The organism is Ruegeria sp. BG5, from assembly GCF_056538425.1.
The window spans coordinates 2,142,310-2,161,606 of record NZ_JBQFTC010000001.1 but is presented as its reverse complement, the minus strand read 5'-3'; the positions used below and the strand labels follow the sequence as shown (position 1 = coordinate 2,161,606).

At 60.8% G+C, this 19,297-nt stretch carries 16 protein-coding genes; 5 read left to right on the top strand and 11 right to left on the bottom strand.

The window, feature by feature from the left end; all coding sequences use genetic code 11:
* Positions 1–3 precede the first annotated feature (3 nt).
* On the top strand, positions 4–1,587 hold the full coding sequence (locus ACR0KX_RS10300; RefSeq protein ID WP_170622075.1) for a bifunctional metallophosphatase/5'-nucleotidase: 1,584 nt from the start codon (positions 4–6) through the stop codon (positions 1,585–1,587).
* 56 nt (positions 1,588–1,643) lie between these two features.
* On the opposite strand, the gene ACR0KX_RS10295 is transcribed toward ACR0KX_RS10300, so the two are convergent.
* Positions 1,644–3,296, bottom strand: coding sequence for a tetratricopeptide repeat-containing sulfotransferase family protein (locus ACR0KX_RS10295; protein ID WP_170622074.1), 1,653 nt, complete (start codon positions 3,294–3,296; stop codon positions 1,644–1,646).
* A 54-nt stretch (positions 3,297–3,350) separates the two neighbouring features.
* On the opposite strand from ACR0KX_RS10295, the gene ACR0KX_RS10290 reads away from it, so the two are divergent.
* Together ACR0KX_RS10290 and mnmH are read left to right on the top strand one after the other, a co-directional pair.
* The gene (locus ACR0KX_RS10290) at positions 3,351–4,016 is read left to right on the top strand and encodes an SOS response-associated peptidase (protein WP_170622073.1); all 666 of its coding nucleotides are present in this window, start codon (positions 3,351–3,353) and stop codon (positions 4,014–4,016) included.
* Positions 4,017–4,063: 47 nt separating this feature from the next.
* A complete protein-coding gene (gene mnmH / locus ACR0KX_RS10285) occupies positions 4,064–5,116 on the top strand; it encodes a tRNA 2-selenouridine(34) synthase MnmH (protein WP_480708381.1) in 1,053 nt (350 codons plus the stop codon).
* On the opposite strand, the gene selD is transcribed toward mnmH, so the two are convergent.
* Genes selD through ACR0KX_RS10250 form a run of 7 tightly spaced genes read right to left on the bottom strand, consistent with a single transcriptional unit; the run spans position 5,107 to position 13,178 of the window.
* A complete protein-coding gene (gene selD, locus ACR0KX_RS10280) occupies positions 5,107–7,266 on the bottom strand; it encodes a selenide, water dikinase SelD (protein ID WP_170622071.1) in 2,160 nt (719 codons plus the stop codon). The genes mnmH and selD overlap by 10 nt on opposite strands.
* A gap of 5 nt (positions 7,267–7,271) precedes the next feature.
* Entirely contained in the window at positions 7,272–7,658 is a 387-nt protein-coding gene (locus ACR0KX_RS10275) for a Na+/H+ antiporter subunit G (RefSeq protein ID WP_170524815.1), read from the bottom strand.
* Positions 7,659–7,665: 7 nt separating this feature from the next.
* Positions 7,666–7,935 (bottom strand): K+/H+ antiporter subunit F, encoded by a 270-nt coding sequence (locus ACR0KX_RS10270; RefSeq protein ID WP_170524812.1) that lies wholly within the window; start codon positions 7,933–7,935, stop codon positions 7,666–7,668.
* A complete protein-coding gene (locus ACR0KX_RS10265) occupies positions 7,932–8,429 on the bottom strand; it encodes a Na+/H+ antiporter subunit E (protein ID WP_170452980.1) in 498 nt (165 codons plus the stop codon). Before ACR0KX_RS10265 ends, ACR0KX_RS10270 begins: the two co-directional genes overlap by 4 nt.
* Entirely contained in the window at positions 8,429–9,952 is a 1,524-nt protein-coding gene (locus tag ACR0KX_RS10260; protein ID WP_170449384.1) for a monovalent cation/H+ antiporter subunit D, read from the bottom strand. Before ACR0KX_RS10260 ends, ACR0KX_RS10265 begins: the two co-directional genes overlap by 1 nt.
* Positions 9,949–10,308 carry a Na+/H+ antiporter subunit C gene (locus ACR0KX_RS10255; protein ID WP_170449386.1) on the bottom strand — a complete coding sequence of 120 codons (360 nt, stop codon included), beginning with the start codon at positions 10,306–10,308 and terminating at the stop codon, positions 9,949–9,951. The genes ACR0KX_RS10260 and ACR0KX_RS10255 overlap by 4 nt, the downstream gene beginning before the upstream one ends.
* Positions 10,308–13,178 carry a monovalent cation/H+ antiporter subunit A gene (locus tag ACR0KX_RS10250; protein ID WP_170622070.1) on the bottom strand — a complete coding sequence of 957 codons (2,871 nt, stop codon included), beginning with the start codon at positions 13,176–13,178 and terminating at the stop codon, positions 10,308–10,310. The genes ACR0KX_RS10255 and ACR0KX_RS10250 overlap by 1 nt, the downstream gene beginning before the upstream one ends.
* Positions 13,179–13,398: 220 nt before the next feature.
* Here ACR0KX_RS10250 and ACR0KX_RS10245 point away from each other — a divergent pair, with 220 nt between their 5' ends.
* Positions 13,399–13,869 carry a rhodanese-like domain-containing protein gene (locus ACR0KX_RS10245; RefSeq protein ID WP_170524806.1) on the top strand — a complete coding sequence of 157 codons (471 nt, stop codon included), beginning with the start codon at positions 13,399–13,401 and terminating at the stop codon, positions 13,867–13,869.
* Positions 13,869–14,693 (top strand): alpha/beta fold hydrolase, encoded by an 825-nt coding sequence (locus ACR0KX_RS10240; protein ID WP_170622069.1) that lies wholly within the window; start codon positions 13,869–13,871, stop codon positions 14,691–14,693. The genes ACR0KX_RS10245 and ACR0KX_RS10240 overlap by 1 nt, the downstream gene beginning before the upstream one ends.
* On the opposite strand, the gene mdoH is transcribed toward ACR0KX_RS10240, so the two are convergent.
* The 3 genes from mdoH to ACR0KX_RS10225 are packed head-to-tail and all read right to left on the bottom strand — an operon-like array spanning position 14,694 to position 19,272.
* Positions 14,694–16,562, bottom strand: a complete 1,869-nt coding sequence (gene mdoH, locus ACR0KX_RS10235) for a glucans biosynthesis glucosyltransferase MdoH (RefSeq protein WP_170622068.1) — start codon at positions 16,560–16,562, stop codon at positions 14,694–14,696.
* The gene (locus tag ACR0KX_RS10230) at positions 16,559–18,058 is read right to left on the bottom strand and encodes a glucan biosynthesis protein G (protein ID WP_170622067.1); all 1,500 of its coding nucleotides are present in this window, start codon (positions 18,056–18,058) and stop codon (positions 16,559–16,561) included. The genes mdoH and ACR0KX_RS10230 overlap by 4 nt, the downstream gene beginning before the upstream one ends.
* Positions 18,055–19,272 carry an OpgC domain-containing protein gene (locus tag ACR0KX_RS10225; protein WP_170524797.1) on the bottom strand — a complete coding sequence of 406 codons (1,218 nt, stop codon included), beginning with the start codon at positions 19,270–19,272 and terminating at the stop codon, positions 18,055–18,057. The genes ACR0KX_RS10230 and ACR0KX_RS10225 overlap by 4 nt, the downstream gene beginning before the upstream one ends.
* Positions 19,273–19,297: the final 25 nt, after the last annotated feature.

The following is a 19,297-nucleotide window of genomic DNA, read 5'->3' as shown; positions in this document are numbered from 1 at the left end:
CAAATGTTGACCCGTTTTCTGACATCGGCCGCCGTATTGGCCCTGACCACAGGTGTTGCGGCGGCTGACTTTAAGCTGACGATTTTGCACACGAACGATATTCACAGCCGCATCGAGTCGATCAACAAATACGATTCCACCTGCGACGCCGAGGACGAGGCCGAGGGCAAGTGTTTCGGCGGCGTGGCCCGGCTGAAAACAGCCGTGGACGCCAAGCGGGCCGAGCTGGCGGATGAAAACGTGCTGCTTCTGGATGCAGGTGACCCGTTCCAGGGCTCGCTGTTCTACACCACCTACAAGGGCGCGGCCGAGGCCGAGTTCATGGAAGGTATCGGCTATGATGTCATGGCCGTTGGCAACCACGAGTTCGACGATGGCCCCGAAGGTCTTGCAGCCTTCATCGACGCGGTCAGCTTCCCGGTGATCTCGGGCAATCTGGATCTGTCGAATTCGGCCGAGTTGAAGGACAAGGTGCAAAACCACGTGGTTCTTGAGGTTGGCGGCCAGAAGATCGGCATCATCTCGGCGCTGGCAACGGATACGGTCGATACCTCCAGCCCCGGCAAGGACGTGGTGTTCCAGGACGAAATCGAAAGCCTGAAAGCCGACGTCGCGGCGCTGCAGGAAGACGGCGTGAACATCATCATCGCGCTGAACCATGTGGGTCTGGCCAAAGATCTGGAGATTGCCGAGCAAGTTCCCGGATTGGATCTGGTCGTTGGCGGCCATTCGCACACGCTGCTGTCGAACACGGACGAAGGTGCTGCGGGTGCCTATCCGACGATGGTGGGCGATGTGCCGGTGGTGCAGGCCTATGCCTATTCGAAATATCTGGGCGAAGTGGTTCTGACCTTCGACGATGACGGCAATCTGATTTCCGCAGAAGGTGAGCCGATCCTGCTGGACGCCTCGGTCGCCCCTGACCCGGACGTCGCAGCGCGTGTCGCCGAAATGGGCGCACCGATTGAAGAGATGAAGCAGCGCGTGGTTGCTGAAACCGGTGCCGCGGTCGAAGGGTCGCGCGATATTTGCCGGGTGCAGGAATGCGAGATGGGCAACCTTGTCGCCGATGCGATGCTGGCGCGGGTTGCGGATCAGGGGGCCCGGATCGCCATCGCAAACTCGGGCGGGCTGCGCGCCTCGATTGACGAAGGCGAAGTGACCATGGGCGAGGTCCTGACGGTTCTGCCGTTCCAGAACACGCTGTCGACCTTTGAGATCAGCGGTCAGGGCGTCATTGACGCGCTGGAAAACGGTGTCAGCCAGGTGGAAGAAGTCAAAGGCCGTTTCCCGCAGGTTGCCGGTATGACCTTCACCTGGGATCCTTCGGTCGCGCCGAACGAGGGCCGTATCACTGAAGTCATGGTTGCCGAGGGTGACGGCTTTGTGCCGATCGATCCGGCAGCGACCTATCTGGTCGTGACCAACAACTATGTGCGCAATGGCGGAGACGGGTACAGCATGTTCGAAGGCGACGACAAGAACGCTTATGATTTTGGTCCTGATCTGGCGGATGTGACAGCGGAATATCTGGCCGCAAACGCGCCGTATACGCCTTATGTCGATGGGCGTATCAAGCAGAAGTAAGGCGCTGGTATATCAAAGAAAGCCGCATCATTTCGATGCGGCTTTTTTCGTTTGGATCAGCTGAAATCGTACTCAGGCCATAGATCGGGATCGAACCCGTCCAGCATGGGCTGAATATGCTCGGCGACGGCGCGCCAGCCACCGATCGACTTGGTCGAGATCTTGTTGCGCACCTGATCGATACTGGCTGTTCGCACTTGTTTCGTATTGTCCTCGGGGCGCACCATCGCGGGGTGCCATTCAATCTCGCAGAACGCAGCGATGTCTCTGCTGTAGGTTTCCGGGTCGGCAACCAGTTTTTCATAAGGCACGGTCAGGATGCGACCGGCAAACGCGGCATCCCAATGCGCCATGTACCGACGGTACAGGTTGGCCGTATGCGCAATCGATTCCAGGTTCGAGGCATAGTTCATACCGCCCGCCGGGAAACGCCGAATCCATTTTGACAGGCCAACATCCCGAGGATCGCGCAACATGTTGATGACTTTCGCGTTCGGGAACGCCCCAAGGACGAAGCCGACGCGCTGGAAGTTATGGGGCATCTTATCGACAAAGGCTGTCGAATCCTCGGGGATCGGCGGCATTAGCTCGCGAAACTGCTGCGCGAACTCGCGTGCTGCATCCGCGTCGAACGCCTGTTCGCCCGATTGGAACTCGACAGACAAATCCGCCGCCAAAGTCAGTTCGCCACAACCTGCGATACCGGGCGCGGCGCTGAGCATCATTTCCATCAACGTTGTGCCAGAGCGGGGCTGCCCGATCACGAAAATCGGGGCTGGGGTCTCGACCAGATCAGAACTGACTGCAGGCCCGCCAACCGGAAACAGGTTCGTAATCGCGTTAAACTTCTTATCTTCCGCCGCAAAATGGTAGGGATTGGTGCCGTGCTGCGTCGCGTTGGCTTGCGCGAAATGCGGCATCGCCGCACCCAGCCCTTCAATCTTCGAGGTCAGGTGGGCCTTTGCGAATTGAAGCTCTTGCAAGTCGTGATCACTGGCATCTATCGCCGCTTCAACCTTGTTCAAAAGGGCAGAGGCATTACCCTTGTCGGCAATGGTCGACAATTGCAGCAACGCGTTCTTGTGGTTCGGGTCCTTGTCCACAATCGCACGATAAAGCGTGCCAGAGCTCTCTTTGTCGCCGCTTTGGTGCAAGGTAACTGCTTTGGCAAAGGCGACTGCCGGATTCTCGGCGTCCAACTCGAATGCGCGTGAGACATCGCGCGTATTTTCCTCCACAAAGCCGATCCTTGCGAAAGCACGCGCCCTTTTGATCAGCAGATCAGCATTATCGGGATCATTGGCCAGTTTCTGCGTCGCATAGTCGATGATCGACCGCCAGTTGCTGCCCTTCAGCGAAATCTCTTCGATGACCCGCGCAAGTTCCTTGTTGTTCGGAAACTTCTCGGATTTTTGTTCCGCATAGGTCAGCGCGCGCTCGATCTGGCCGGTCTGCATCAACGCATTTGCAAGGTTCTCGACAAATTGCGGGTCTTCCGGCTTCATACGCGAGGCTTCGACGAAATGCGGGATCGAGCGTTTGTATTGCTTCATCTCGGTCAGGACGAACCCGGCTATGGCGCGATAATCGCAGTCCTTCGGGAATTTCTTGATCCCCAGCTCGGCCTTTTTCAACGCCTGTGGCAGTTTTCCTGCCTCCAAAAGCTCGATTGCCTTGTCTTTCAGGGATTTCGCCGTTTGATTTTTCATGTCACCCCATGAGACCTTGTGCCTGAATGAAACACTTTCGAGGGTTCATTACCCATGTGCGGACGGTTTGCAATAACTCTTCCCAATGACGCCATGGCGCAGCTTTTTGCCGCCAGGCCTGCCAACGCCTTGCCCGCCGTCCCGAACTACAACATTTGCCCGACAAATCAGGTCCACGCCGTGCGGTTGGGTGAGGGCGGTCGGCAGTTGGACGCGCTGCGGTGGGGATTTCTGCCCCGTTGGTACAAGACCGAAACCGCAGGGCCCTTGTTGATCAACGCCCGGGCTGAAACACTGGCTGAAAAACCCGCTTTTCGCGATGCCTGCCGCGCGCGACGGTGCCTGATCGTAGCCACCGGTTTCTACGAATGGACCAAGACGGAACAGGGCACCCGTCTGCCCTGGTATATTCATCGCAAAGATGGGGCTCACATCGCGTTTGCAGGGGTCTGGCAGGATTGGGGCCCTGATGACGCCCGGCAATCCACCTGCGCCATCGTCACCACGCAAGCGAACCAAAACCTGTCTGCCATTCACCACCGGATGCCCTTGATCCTTGAGCCGGACGACTGGTCCTTGTGGTTGGGTGAGGCAGGCAAAGGTGCCGCGCGGCTGATGAAACCCGGGGCCGAGGATGTGTTGGAGTTTCACCGGGTCGACCCGACGGTCAATTCCAACCGCGCGTCGGGCCCCGAATTGATCGAGGCAATCGAAGAATGATCGCTGACAGGCTTTCCATAGGTCGCGCGGACAGCTAGATCGTTGCCATGGCTCTGAAATTCTCTGATCTCACACAGCTTTATTCGCATGGGTTCGACACCGTGATCGACGTGCGCAGCCCGGCAGAGTTTGCCGAAGATCACCTGCCTGGTGCGATCAACCTGCCTGTTTTGGACAATGAAGAACGCGCGCGGGTGGGAACGATCTACAAACAGCAAAGCCCGTTTCTGGCCCGCAAGCTTGGGGCCGCGTTGGTGTTTCGGAACGCGGCCAACCACATCGAACACAGGCTCAGCCATCATGAGGGCAACTGGCGTCCACTGGTCTATTGCTGGCGCGGCGGTCAGCGCTCGGGCTCATTCACCTGGACATTGCAACAGATCGGGTGGCGGGCCGAAGTGGTTGAGGGCGGGTATCGCACCTATCGCCGTTTGGTGAATGCCTACCTGTATGACCAACCGTTACCGTTCCGGCTGGTGGCGTTGGATGGGTATACCGGGACCGCCAAAACCGACCTGTTGCATTATCTGAACCAACGAGGCGTTCAGGTCGTCGATCTGGAAGGTCTGGCCAATCATCGCGGGTCTTTGCTGGGGGAAAGGCCGGGCGGGCAGCCCAGCCAGAAGGCTTTTGAATCCGCTCTCTCTGCCGCCTTATGCGCTCTGGACCCGGCACGCCCGGTTGTGGTCGAGGCGGAGTCGTCCAAAATCGGAGAGCGCATATTGCCGCCCAGCGTCTGGACCGCGATGTGCAACGCGCCGCGCATTCACATCAGCGCACCGATTGAAGCTCGCGCCGCCTATCTCGCTCGCTCATATGACGACATCCTGTCGGACACCGAACGTCTGCGCGACCGGCTGTCACCGCTGCGCCTCCATCGTGGGCACGAGGTTGTTGATGGGTGGTTGCAACTGATCGATGCCGGTGACAAACCGGCCTTGACCCGCGCCCTGATGGAGCAGCATTACGATCCCGCCTACACCAAATCCCGACGGTCTTTTGCGACCGACACACTGGCGCAGATCGAAGTCGTGCGCTTGGATGAGCCGGGCTTGAATGAGGCAGCCGCCCGGATCGAACGGGCTCTGGATCAGCATTGAAGCCGCAGGCCCGGTGCTTCGGTCAGGGAACCGATGCGCACCGCCGGATACCCGGCGTTTTGCAGGTCTTCCAACACCGCGTCGGCATCGTCGGGCGCAATGGCTGCTAGCAACCCGCCTGCGGTTTGAGGGTCGAACAACAGCGCCGCCTTGCCGTCCGAGGGAAGTTCGGGCGCGATTGATCTGTTATCCGCGAACAAGGTGGAATGCATGCCGCTGTCGTTCAGGTCCAAGGCCCCGGGCATTGCGGGAACAGCCTCCAGATCCAGAACCGCGCCACCGCCCGAGGCGTCGCACATGCCCTTCAGGTGACCCGCCAGACCGAAGCCGGTGACGTCGGTCATGGCATGCGCATCGACCAGAATACGCGACGCAGCACCCTGCGGTTGGGTCATGATTTCATAAGCTCTTGCCACGCTTGCACCATCTCCGCGCCCGGCCATTTCCGCAGCCATCACGACGCCGCTGCCAATAGGCTTGGTCAGGATCAGCGCATCCCCTGGTCGGCCACCGGCCAGAGTGATCGGCGTATCCCGGCACAAACCCGTCAGGGTGAACCCAATCGTCATCTCATCGCCCATCGAAGAGTGACCGCCGACGATCTCGGCCCCGGCCTCTCGCATGACCTCGTTGGCGGTGGTCATGATCTCGCTCAGGGTGCGTTCCTGTAGTGCTGCGGACATGCGGGGCAGGATCAGAGTCGCCGTTGCAGCCTGCGGTTCGGCCCCCATGGCCCAAATGTCGCCCAAAGCATGCACCGCCGCGATACGCGTCATCAAAACCGGGTCATTGGTCACGCTGCGCAAATGGTCCGAGGTCATGACCTGCCGTACCCCACCCGTTGTCAAAAGCGCAGCGTCGTCTCCGGGCAGGGGCGTCACGTCGATCCGGGTTGGATCAGGCAAAGCCGCCAGCGCCTGTTGCAGGGCACCGCGCCCCACTTTGGCCCCGCAGCCGCCGCACATGGGTTTGTCGCCCAATGTCTCCGTCACGCCTGCCGCATGATCGCGCGGCAGTGCCGGGGCTTGCATCGCGGGAAGATCGCGGAACTTATTCATAAAACTCTGATCGATGTGGTTCTTCCACTGCCACATCAATGCGCCGCTGAACGAGGTGCCCAGCCGCTCGCCCAACGCGGATTTGCCGCCCAGAGAGATCAGTTTCAGGTAATCCTTTTGCGGCACATAGCGCCGCATTGTCCCGGCCCCCAGCGCCGCCCGCAGGTTGTGAAACAGAACCGGGGCCTCACGCACCGCATAAACGCCCGCCTTGGGGCGTGGGTTTTCCGTCAGATGGGCGCAGTCCCCGGCGGCGAAAACGGCCGGATCGCTGGATTGAAGGTGGCCGTTCACCCGTATGAACCCGTCCTGCAGGTCCAGCCCGGTGCGGGTGATCCAGTCATAGGGGCGGGCCCCGGCAGCGCCGGTCACGAACTCGGCCTCGATCCGGCGGCCATCCTGCAACGCCACATGATCGGCGGCGATTTCCTTGATCGCGGTCTGTTCCAGCACCTCGACGCCAAGATCAGCCATTGCCCGGCGGATCGTCGCGGCGGCTTTGGGTCCGGTCGCTGTCAGGGCCGAGGCATTGTCGATCAGCGTCACCTGCGCCGCGCGCTTGCGGGATTTCAAGGCACGGGCCATGGCCATGGCCAGCTCGACCCCCGCGACACCTCCGCCGATCACGGCAACCGATGCGGGGCCGCTGCCATCCAGATACGCAGCCCAACGGGCGGCGAAGGGGCCCAAGGGCTTGGCAGGCACCGCATGTTCGGCAAAGCCGGGCAGGGCGGGCATATCCGAGGTAATCCCGACGTTGACCGAGGCCACGTCGAACGCCACCGGCGGACGCCCCGGTACATGAACGCAGCGCTGATCGGTATCGATGCCATCGGCCGCCCCCAGAATGACCCGCGCACCGGCAAATCGGGCCAGCTTTATCAGATCGATATCCAGTTCCCACCGGGCATAGTGCCCCGCGACATAGCCGGGCAGCATCCCGGAATAAGGCGCGGTCGGGCCGGGGTTGATCACTGTCACCCGTGCACCGGGCAGCGGGTTCATCCCCCATTTGCGCAGCAACAGCGCGTGGGTGTGTCCTCCGCCAATCAGAACCAGATCACGGGTCAGGGGCAGCGGAGGTCTATTCATCAGGATCAGTTCGTACTGTGGTCAGGGACGTCTTCGACCTGCTCGACCGCGTGGGTGGCCCAAAGCTCATCCTCACCCGCGTCCGGCAGATCCTCGGGCTTTTCATGGCGATGTATGTGCCATTTGGCAATGAACAGGGCCGTGATCGGGGCGGTCAGGAACAGAAACAGGGTGATCAGCAACTCGTGCAGGGAAAGTTTGCCTTCCAACAAGACAGAATGCGCGATCGAGGCCAGCAGGACGCCGCCAACCCCCAGCGTGGTCGCTTTGGTGGGTGCGTGCAGACGCGACATCGGGTCCTTCAGTTTGATCATCCCGAAAGAGCCCACAAAGCCGAAGATGCCAGACATAATCAGGAAGGCTGCAATCAGAAGTTCGACGAGAAAAGTCATGCCGCCCTCACTCGATAATATTGCCGCGCAGCATAAAGCGCGCGTAGGCCACGGTTGAAACAAAGCCCAGCATGGCGATGATCATGGCGGCCTCGAAAAAGATCTCGGTGCCCTGATCCAGACCGTAAAGGATCATCAGGGCGATGGTGTTGATCACCATCGTATCCAGCGCCAGAACGCGAGTGCCAACGCCGTCCGCAGTGATGATCCGCCACAGGCACATCATTATTGCGGCTCCGAAACAGGCGAAGGCAAACCAGATCGCATAGTCAATCATTCGAAAATCTCCTTCAGTCGGCGTTCATACCGCTGCTTGATCTGGTCGCGGACCGCATCGGGGTCGGGGGCGTCGAGGCAGTGCACCAGCAGGTTATGCCCCTGCGCCGACAGGTCACAACTGACGGTGCCGGGGGTCATGGTGATGGTGCCTGCCAGAACGGTGATCGCCTCGGGCGTGCGCAGCTCCAGCGGGATGCAGACCCAGTTGGGCTGACGGTCCGAGTCGCGCTTGAACAAAATAATCCGGGCAACGGTGATGTTGGCCATCACGATGTCCCACAGAACGACCAGCATGTACTCAACGACCATCGGCCAGTTGCGCAGCTTGGGGCGGTCGGGCCAGTAGGGTTGAGTGATGAAGGGGATGATGATCCCCAGGATCAGCCCGAAGACCAACGAGTTCAGCGACGGTTTGTTGGCCAGCAGCATCCAGACCACCGTCAGCAGAAAGGTCAGGTGCGGGTGCGGGAATACGCGGCGCAGCAGCTTGATCATTCTTCCCCTCCCAACACGGCCGAGATGTAGTGCTCGGGCGTGAACAGTTGTTCAGCGGTTTTACTGGTGTAGGTCAGTGCAGGCCCGGCAAATATAGTCAGCAGGATCAGGCCGGCGACCAGACCGCAGACGGATGTAAAGGCCAAGCCGGGTTGCGGCTCGGGCGCGGTTTTGGGGGTGTCCTCATCTTCCGGTGTCGATGCATCGTGGCTCTTCCAGAAGATCAACGATCCTGCGCGCGCCAGTCCGACGATGGTGACAAAGGACCCGATCAGGATCACGGCCCAGACCCATCTCGCATCCGGCGCCCCGCGCGAGGCATCCAGCACCAGCAGCTTGCCGACAAAGCCCGACAGCGGCGGCATACCGGCCATGGCGATGGCTCCGACAAAGAACAGGGCCGAGATCAGCCCGGTTTGCGCCATCGGCGCTTTGGGCATAATCGCTCCGCCCCGTCGTTCCATCACCAGATCGGCGACAAGGAACAACAGCGCCGTGGCGAGCGTCGAATGGAACACGTAATACAGTGCGGCGGCGCTGGCCTGAGGTGTGAACAGCGAGATCGCGATCAGCAGCGTCCCCATCGAGGCGATGGCGCAGAAGGCCACCATCCGCGCGATATGCTGCGACCCCAGAATGCCAATGGCCCCGACCGCAAGCGTCACCAGTGCGGCGGGTTGCAGCCAGTCGCCGACCAGCCCTTGGGTCGCCTCGACCTCGGGTCCAAAGGCCAGCGTATACATCCGGATGATCGAGTACGCGCCGACCTTGGTCATGATCGCAAACAGCGCGGCCACGGGCAGCGGCGCGTTGGCATAGCTGGCTGGAAGCCAGAAATGCAGCGGCAGAACGGCAGCCTTGATGCAGAAGACCAGCAGCAGCAGCACCGCACCGACGCGCAGCAGAGCGGTGTCTTCGGGCGGGATCTCGGCCACGCGCAGGGCGATATCGGCCATGTTTAGTGTGCCGGTCACACCGTAAAGCGTGCCCAGAGCAAACAGGAACAGGGTCGAGCCCAGCAAGTTGTAGGCCACATATTGAACGCCGGATTTCAGCCGCACGGACCCGCCGCCATGGGTCATCAGACCGTATGAGGCGATCAGCAGAACCTCGAAGAACACAAACAGGTTGAAGGCGTCACCGGTCAGGAAGGCGCCGCAAACGCCCATAAGCTGGAAATGGAACAAGGCGTGGAAGTGTTTCCCCCGTTCATCCCAGCCCGAGGCGATAGCGTAGAGCACAATGGGCAACGCCAGCAAAGCGGTCAGCAGAACCATCATCGCCGAAAGCCGGTCCAGCACCATGACGATGCCGAACGGCGCGGGCCAGTTGCCAAGCTCATAGACCTGAATCTCCCCTCCCGCTGCCTGGGCGGTGACGGTCAGGGCAATGCCCAGCAAGGCAACGACGCCCGAGACCGAGAAGATGCGTTGCAGGTCCAGATGATAGCGCAGGACCATGATAATGAACGGGGCCAGGATCGCGGGAAGGACGATCGGCGCAACGATCCAGTGGTTCATGCGTCTTCCTCCGGCGCGTCCACGCTGTCGCTTGCGCTCATGTCGATATGGTCATCTTTCGAGGACAGATAGGCCGACAGGGCGATCATCACGATCACCGCCGTCATCCCGAACGAGATCACGATGGCCGTCAGCACCAGGGCCTGGGGCAGCGGGTCGGTATAGGGGACGTCTTCGTATTTGTTCAGAACCGCAGGCGCATTCAGGGCCAAACGTCCGGTGGCAAACAGGAACACGTTCACCGCATAGGTGATCAGCGACAGGCCAAGAATGACCGGGAATGTCCGTCGGCGCAGGATCAGGAAGATCCCGGCGGCGGTCAGAATGCCTACGGCAGAGGCAACCAGCGCTTCCATCAGGCCTGCTCCTTCTCTTCTACTTCGTCCTGTGGGGCATCCCGCAGCGGGTTGATATCCATCGGGAATTCCTGCGCCATGCCCGGTCGCCACGCAAAGCGCGACAGGCTGTCGAGCGCCAGCATCACGGCCCCCAGAACGGCCAGGAACACGCCCACGTCAAACAACATGGCGGTGGCCCATTCGAACTCTTCCAGCGGGGGCCAGTTGATGTAGCCGAAGTCGCTGGTCAGGAAGGGGCGTTCGTTGAACCAGGCCCCCAGACCGGTGGCGGCGGCGATCAGCACACCCCAGCCGATGGTGCCGTGATAGTAGAACCTTTGTCGTTCAATCGCCCAGGTATAGCCGCTGGCCATGTATTGCATCAGAAACGCAATCGCGACGATCAGACCGGCGATGAAGCCGCCCCCGGGCTGGTTGTGACCCCGGAAGAAGATATAGGCCCCGACCATCAGCGCGATGGGCATCATCACACGGGTGACAACCACCATCATCAGCGGGTGTGAATCCCCCGATTGCGGCCAGTGCGGTTTGCGGTTCAGCAGGTAGCCGCGCACATTGGTGCCCAGAACCGCCTCGGTCAGGGCAAAGATGATCAGCGCGGCAATGCCCAGAACAATGATCTCACCAAAGGTATCAAAGCCCCGGAAGTCGACCAGAATGACGTTCACCACATTGGTGCCTCCGCCGCCTTTGTACGAGTTTGCCAGATGGAAATCGGAAATCGTCGGGAAGGCGAAGTCGCGCAGCATGATCGCATAGATCAACGCCCCGGTTCCCACGCCAGCAACCACGGAAATCGCCGCATCCCGCCAGCGCCGCGCGGCGGAACTGTCCCATGGCGTCTCGGTGGGCAGGAAGTTCAGCGACAGCAGCAGCAGGATCATCGTCACCACTTCGACCGAGATCTGGGTCAGCGCCAGATCCGGTGCCGACAGATAGTTGAAGGCAACCGAAACGATCAGGCCAACAACGCCGATCAGCACGAGCGAGAGCAGACGGTTGCGATGGAACCACATGATGCCCAGCGTCGCGCCGACCAGACAGATCCAGCCAATGATGGGAATGATCTGCGCGGGAATCGGTACACGGGTTTCGACACCGATGGTTCCCGTCGAATAGGCGTAATAGCCAAGCCCTACGGTAAAGGCGACAAAGATGATCGCGTAGCGGCTCAGGACCCCATTGTGCAGTTCATCCGTAATCCACTGGCTGAGGCGCGTGAAGGCGTTGATGATAGCCTCGAAAATCACCTTGGCCTCGGGGCGGGGCAGAGCGTTCCACACATACTCGCCCCGTTTGTGCAGCGCCAACAGGAACAGACCGCCCAGCGTGGCCACGACCGACATATACAACGCCGGAGTAAACCCGTGCCACAGTTTCAGCGAGTAATAGGGCAGTTTCTCGCCCCCGATCACAGCGCTGGACACAACGGCCACCAATGGGCCGACGATAGCGGCGGAATAGAAGCCGATCAGCACAACCAGAACCACAAGGAACGCCGGCGCAATCCACAGCCCGACAGGCGGATCATGCGGATGCGCGGGGTAATCGTCGCGCTGCGGTCCAAGGAACACATGGCTGACGAAACGGAAGGAATAGGCGGCGGAAAACAGCGCCGCCAGCAGGGCCAGACCCGGCATCAGATAGTGCGAGTTCAGCCATGTGGTGTGCACGGTTTCCTCCAGCATCATCTCTTTCGAGAGGAACCCGTTCAGCGGCGGCAGGCCGGCCATCGACAGTGCCGCGATTGTGCCGATTGTGAAGGTGATCGGCATCAGGTGCCTTAGACCCCCCAGCCGTTTGACATCACGCGTTCCGGTCTCGTGATCGACGATCCCGGCGGTCATGAACAAGGCGGCTTTGAACGTCGCGTGGTTGATGATGTGGAACACGGCGGCCACGGCGGCAAACTTGGTGCCAAAGCCCAGCAGCATGGTGATCAAACCCAGATGCGAGACGGTTGAAAACGCCAGCAGCGCCTTCAGATCATCCTTGAACAGCGCGATCACCGCCCCAAGCAGCATGGTTACTAGACCGGTGGTGGCAACGATATAGAACCACGCATCGGTGCCCGACAAAACCGGCCACATCCGCGCCATCAGAAACAGGCCCGCTTTCACCATCGTGGCCGAGTGCAGATAGGCCGAAACCGGCGTCGGTGCGGCCATCGCGTGCGGCAGCCAGAAATGGAACGGGAACTGCGCCGACTTGGTGAAACAGCCCAGCAGGATCAGGATCAGCGCGGGCATGTAATAGGGCGATGCCTGTATCAGTTCCTTGTTCTGCAGAATCACACTCAGATCGTAGGACCCCACGATATTGCCCAGGATCAGCATCCCGGCGATCATCGCCAGCCCGCCGCCACCGGTGACGGCCAGTGCCATTCGCGCGCCCTGACGGCCTTCGGGCAGGTGTTTCCAATAGCCGATCAGCAGGAAGGAACTTAACGAGGTCAACTCCCAGAAGATCAACAAAAGCAGGATGTTGTCGGACAGAACGATCCCGACCATCGCGCCCTGAAACAGCAGCAGATAGGTATAGAACTGCCCCATCGGATCTTCGCGCGACAGGTAAAACCGCGCATAGAGGATGATCAGCAGACCGATGCCCAAGATCAGCAGGGCAAACAGAAAACCAAGCCCGTCCAGCATGAAGTTCGCGTTCAGCCCCAGGCCCGGTATCCAGTCGTACCGGGCGGTCACGACCTCACCTCGCATGACCGAGGGGATGTGGATCAACAACCCCATCAGGGCCAGGAAGGTGGTCAACCCAGCGGCCGAGGCGGCTGCGTTTCGTCCCGCCCGGATCAGGAGGGCTGGAAACACAGCTCCGATAAAGGGAAGGGCCGCGATGAGGAATAGGGACAAGTGCGATACTCCGGTCTGAGCGGTCAATATGATTGAATTGGTAAGGATAATTTATTGACTGTCCAAAAATTGCAAGGTTTCGAACGGCCTCAAAAGATGTATTCCGGATGTGATTAACCTGCGTAATAATGACGCGAACTTGAACGGGTGGCCGGTTTTCCGCGCAGCACCGGCCCCGCTGCTGTGTTAGAAAACACCCGTCAGCGCAGGAGGGCGCCGCATGGCGGACAGGACAAACCGGACCCGAAGGTGGGTTTTGCTGGGTGGCGGGGCCGCCATCGCAGCCGGGTTTGCGATACGGGAATATCGTCTGATCCCGCAGGATTATTCTGGTGGTCAGCTGGACGTATCTCAGGCGCATCAACAGGCGGTTTCGGGCGATGTTCTGCTGGTGGATATCCGCACGCCGCGTGAATGGCGCGCAACCGGCATCGGGCAGGGGGCGCAGCCTCTGGATATGCGGCGGGACGATTTTGTTCAGGCTTTGACGACGTTGACGGGCGGAGATCAATCCGCCCCCGTTGCCCTGATCTGCGCCCGCGGGGTCCGCTCAGCCCGGCTGAGCAACCAACTGACCGAGGCGGGTTTCACCAATATCATCGATGTGCCCGAAGGCATGCTGGGGTCTGCCGCCGGGCCGGGCTGGGTGCGCGCCGGGTTGCCGGTCGAAGCTTATACCGAGGGGACGTAATGGAAACGAAATACTGGCTGTCTTTTTGTTTGGCTTGCGCAGGAAGCTCGGCCCTTGCCGATTGTGGTCCGGATCAAGGGACCTGCCAGACGCCGTCGGGCGAATATCACATAGAATTGCCCAACGCCGAAAACCCGCCATTGGTGGTTTTCCTGCATGGCTATGGGGGCAGCGGTGCCGGAACCATGAACAATCGCAGCATGGTGGACCCATTGCTGGAGCGTGGCTATGCCGTCATGGCTCCGGAAGCGCTTGAACGACCGGACAGGGGCGGCACCAAAAGCTGGAACTTCTATCCGGGTTTCGGGGATCGCGATGAAACCGCGTTTCTTAGCGAAACGGTCGAAGATGCGGCCACGCGCTTTGGCATCGACAGTGAACGCGCGATACTTGGCGGGTTCTCGGCTGGTGGCTTCATGGTGAATTACCTGGCCTGCGCGGCACCCGATACGTTCTCGGCCTATGTGCCCGTCTCGGGCGGGTTCTGGCGTCCGCATCCCGAAGCCTGCGAAGGGCCGGTTCGGATGTTCCACACCCATGGCTGGACCGACAATGTGGTCCCGTTGGAAGGGCGTCTGCTGGGCGGCGGGCGCTTTCATCAGGGCGATATCTTTGCGGGGCTTGAAATCTGGCGCATCGCCAATGAATGCGAGGATACGAAGCCCAGCGGGTTTTCGACCACAGGGCAGTTCATGCGGCGCAACTGGATGGGGTGCGCCGAAGGCAGTGCGCTGGAATTTGCGCTGTTTCCCGGCGGTCACAACGTGCCAAGTGGCTGGGCTGACATGATGCTGGACTGGTACGAGGGGTTGCCCGGCGGCTGATTACTCCGCCGGGGTCATTGTGCCTTTGCCTTCGATCAGCCGCTTCAATTCATCCCGGTGACGACGGGCCGAGCGGGTGATGGCCGGTTCGGCAAAATCCTCGCGCATGCCAACCATGCGGCGGGCGGTGCCTGCGGACACGCCGCTGAGCGCGGACAGCGGGATCGCCAGCGCAAGGCTGATCGCAATCGGGGCGAGCCAGACCGAGACCAATCCGGCCAGAATGCCAACGCTCAGCGCGATGCCGCTGATAGTTTCCAGCGTGTGGCACAGGATCAGGGTGCGCAAGGAATAGCTGCCGCCATCGCGTGCTTGCGGCGACCAGCCCTTTTGCAAGCCCAGGGCGGTGCGGAACACGGCAATCATCTGCTGCACCATCAGGATCGGTGCATAGAGGATCGACAAGATGACTTCGAACAGGAACGAGGTGAAGAACCGCCGCCAGCCGCCGAAATCCGAATAGCGCACACCGCTGAGGGGCAGGGCGACGACGCCCAGAACCTTGGGGGCCAGCAGCATGGCGTACATGACCAGAATGATCAGCACGTGGCGCGTCTCGGTCATTTCGGGCCATTGCGGGAACAGCGGATTATCGGGGCTGAAGTAATGCAGAACCGAGGCCTCTTCGCCCTGACCGATCAGCGCCCACATCAGCAGCAGCGCAAACCACAGTGGCGACATCAGATATCCAACCGCCCCATGGAACATGTGAAACCGCGAGACCGAGCGGAACCCGCGCGAGCCCAGAAGTTTCAGATGCTGCAGGTTGCCCTGACACCAGCGGCGATCCCGCATGGCGTGGTCGATGAGGGTGGGCGGGGTTTCTTCGTAAGACCCCCGGATGCGCGGCAGGAACCGCACAGCCCATCCGGCGCGGCGCAGTAGACCGGCCTCGACGAAATCGTGGCTCATGATCAGCTTTTCCTGCCCGGTCAAGGACCGCAGCTTGGGCAGACCGGCACAAGTGGCGAAGGCCTTGGTGCGAATGATGGCGTTGTGGCCCCAATAATTGCCCTCTTGCCCGCACCAGCGGGCCAGACCTTCGGCAAAGGCGATGCCGTAAACGCCATTGGCAAACTGCTGCATCCGGGCAAAAACGGACTGCGCGCCGATCAGTTGCGGGTAACTTTGGATCAGCCCCGCGCCGGGGTCGCGCGCCAGCGAATCCGTCAGGCGGGCAATGGCGCGGCCGGTCATCAGGCTGTCGGCGTCCAGAACCAGCATCGCGTCCCAATCCGCGCCCCAGCGGCTGACCCAATCGGCGATATTGCCAACCTTGCGGTCCGTGTTTTGCGGACGGCGGCGGTAGTAGAGCTTCAGGTCCTGGGCCAAGGTCGTGCGCAGCGCTTCGATACTGGCTTGCTCTTGCGCGGCGATATCCGGGTCGCGCGTGTCCGACAGGATGAACATCGCGTATTCATGCTGACCACCGCGCGCGCGCAGTTCTTCCAGCATGGTGCGGGCATTGCCCAGTACGAACCACGGGACCTCATTATAGGTCGGCATCAACAGGGCCACGCGCAACGGTTGCGCGCGTTCGCGTCTGACCGGACGGTCCTGCCGGGACAGGGAAATCATGCCCAGAAGCACCGTGCAGACGGTGAAGGAAATCCAGAAGAAGTTGAACGAGATCAGTGCCAGCAGAATGCCTTCGACCAGATTGATCCCCTCGGCCCCGAACCAGTCGCTCATGACCCAGAGCAGGCCCAGCGTTGCCGCCATGGCGGGCGAAAAGGCCAGCGCGCGCCAGAACCCGGCGGATCGGCGTTTGCCCGACGGCACCCCGGCATCGCGGAACCCCGCGCGGAAATCCTGCGCGGGCATGGCCAAGGGCGCCTCGGGCGGCATGATATGCAGATCGCGGCTCATGTGGTCCAACGGTACAGCCAGACTTCGGAGGCCGGTTGCTTGCCCACCAGCAGCTGCGCGCGCAGTTCAACATAATCGCGGTCGCCGGGCTGGAACGAGAAGGCCAGACGCACACCGCCTGTGTCCGGGTTGCGTTGCAACACGCCGTCCGAGGTTTCGGCATGGGGCGAATTGGCAAAAATGCGAATGGCGTCCAGATCGTCGAACAACTCGCTGGGTTCGAAATCGATCACGGCCAGACGGCCTTCGCCAAAGGTATTCTCACCCATCGCCGTGTTGATGACACGCGGCATCGAGGTGCGCTGCGGCTCTTCACCCCAGATCAGGCGATAGCTGAGGTCCACCTGACTGCCTGCAGCATAGGGTTCCGCCGGACGCCAATAGGCAACGATGTTGTCATAGATTTCCTGATCGGCCGGAATCTCGACCAGTGTGACGGTGCCCTTGCCCCAGTCATCCCCCGGTTCGACCCACAGGCTGGGGCGCTTGTGATAATTCGCCTCAAGATCCGCATAGTCCGAGAATTCGCGCTTGCGCTGCATAAGACCAAACCCTTTGGGGTTGGTGTCCACGAAAGATGAGATTTGCAGGCGCGTCGGGTTGGCCAGAGGCCGCCAGATAACCTCACCCGCGCCATTGCGGATCAGCAACCCGTCACTGTCGTGCACGGCGGGGCGGAAATCGTCGAACCGGCTGTGGTTGGTCTGATCAAACAGGAACATCGAGGTTCCAGGCGCGATGCCGACGTGATCCAGCTCGGTGCGCGGGAACAGGGTGGCTTCGACATCCATGATGCAGTCGGCACCGGCGGTAACGTTGAAACGATAGGCCCCGGTCACGCTGGGGCTGTCCATCAACGCGTGGACCACCATGTTGCGCTGGCCCGGTTCCGGGCGTTCCAGCCAGAAGCGGATAAATTCCGGGAATTCCTCACCATCCGGATCGCCGGTTTTCAGCGCCAGACCGCGGGCGGACAGACCGTAAACCTCGTGCAGGCCGATGGCGCGGAAATAGCTGGCCCCCTGCCAGACGCAGAACTCATCTGTTTTGCCGGGGCGGTGCATTTCGGTGCGCAGGCGCAGGCCCGAGAAGCCCAGCGTGTCGTCGATAGGCAGGGTCGGAACCTCATCCGACTTGTCGAACATCGCAAGATCGAAGGCCACCGGTTTGGTCATGCCATTCTCCACCGTCGACACTTTGACCGTGCGCGGGAAGTACAGGCCCGGCGTGAAGAAATCGACGTTGAAGGGGGTCTCGGTCTCGTACCAAAGGGCGCGATCCAATCGGAACCGGATCGAGCGGTATTGCTGGTACGTCAGGTCCTGCCATTCCTGCGGCACCATCTCGCGCTCGGCAAAGGGGCGGCTGGCCAGTTCACGGGCCAGCTCGATCACATGATCGCGGTCAAACGGCACGTCCCCGCCCGAGGCAAAGGTGGCCGGCGCCAGAAACAGTGCGGAGGTTGAGGCCAGAAATGCGCGGCGCGTCAAAGTCATTTCTTAGATTTCCACGGATGAGATTTGAACCAGCCGGCCAGATAGGCCACTGCGATGATCATGGCAAAGCCAATCATGTTGGCGGCGAAAACGGTGGCGCCATCCCGCCCAGCCTGATCCAGCGCAACGCCGATCAGACGGGCTGCCGCCATCGAGAAGACGAATACGGCAAGGGATTGCTGGCCGACTTTAGTCACCAGCTTCAGCACCACCTGCCAAACCCGCGCGCCGACACTGTGGCCCGAGGCGATCAGGCGGTGGCCATGTTCACCCGCGACGACCCAGCCCAGATAGGCCAGCGACAGGAAGTGGATGTAACGGAACAGGCCGAACTCGGTCTTGCCGCGCAGTTCCTTGGTCAGGGGCCAGATCTCGCGGATTTCTTCGGCCAGGCCGGGGGCTGCAGATTGCACCCACAAGAACACTTTCCACGACCCGATAGGCGCGGACAGAACCAGAAACGCAATCGCCGCCCAGATCAGTGTTTTTGACACCGGCGGGGCCGGGATCCAGCCGCGCATGAAGGCAAAGCCGGTGAAGAACAGCAACTGCCAGCCGAACGGGTTGAAGAACCATTGCCGGTCCGACCAAGGTTCGGCCGGAAGGGCAAGCGCGCCGGTCTGAGCCACCAGCCAGATCGACACCGAAGCCAGCGCGACGGCCCAGAACCCGATACGCGACAACGCCATGAACAGCGGCATCATCGCCAGCACAACCAGATACATCGGCAGGATGTCAAAGTAGTTGGGCACATAGGTCAGGGTGAAAATCCCGACCATCTGTGGCAGCGGATCGTTGAAGAAATGCTGCAGGTTCAGGGACGAGACGTAATTCTTTGTAAACAGGCCGGAATTATCAAGCGCGGCCATTGTCATGGCCACAAAAAAGAACAGACAGATATGCGCCCAATAGACCTGCCAAATGCGGAACGCCACGCGGGCGGTGCCCATCCACCAGCCCTTGCGCAGGAACGCGCCGCCAAAGGCGATGGCCGAGGCCATGCCGGAACAGAACACAAAGATCTCGGTAGCGTCGGAAAACCCGAAGCGCGCCGGAATCCAGCTTGTCCAGGGGTTGCCGGGGATATGGGCAACCAGAATGATGAACATCGCGATGCCGCGATAGAAATCCAGTCGCGGGTCGCGCACGGTTGCCGGAGCGGCCACCGGGGCCGCCACAGGCGCAAAATCAGAAGCGGGCGATGCAGTCGCCATACGTTTTCTGTCCTTCTTGGTCTCT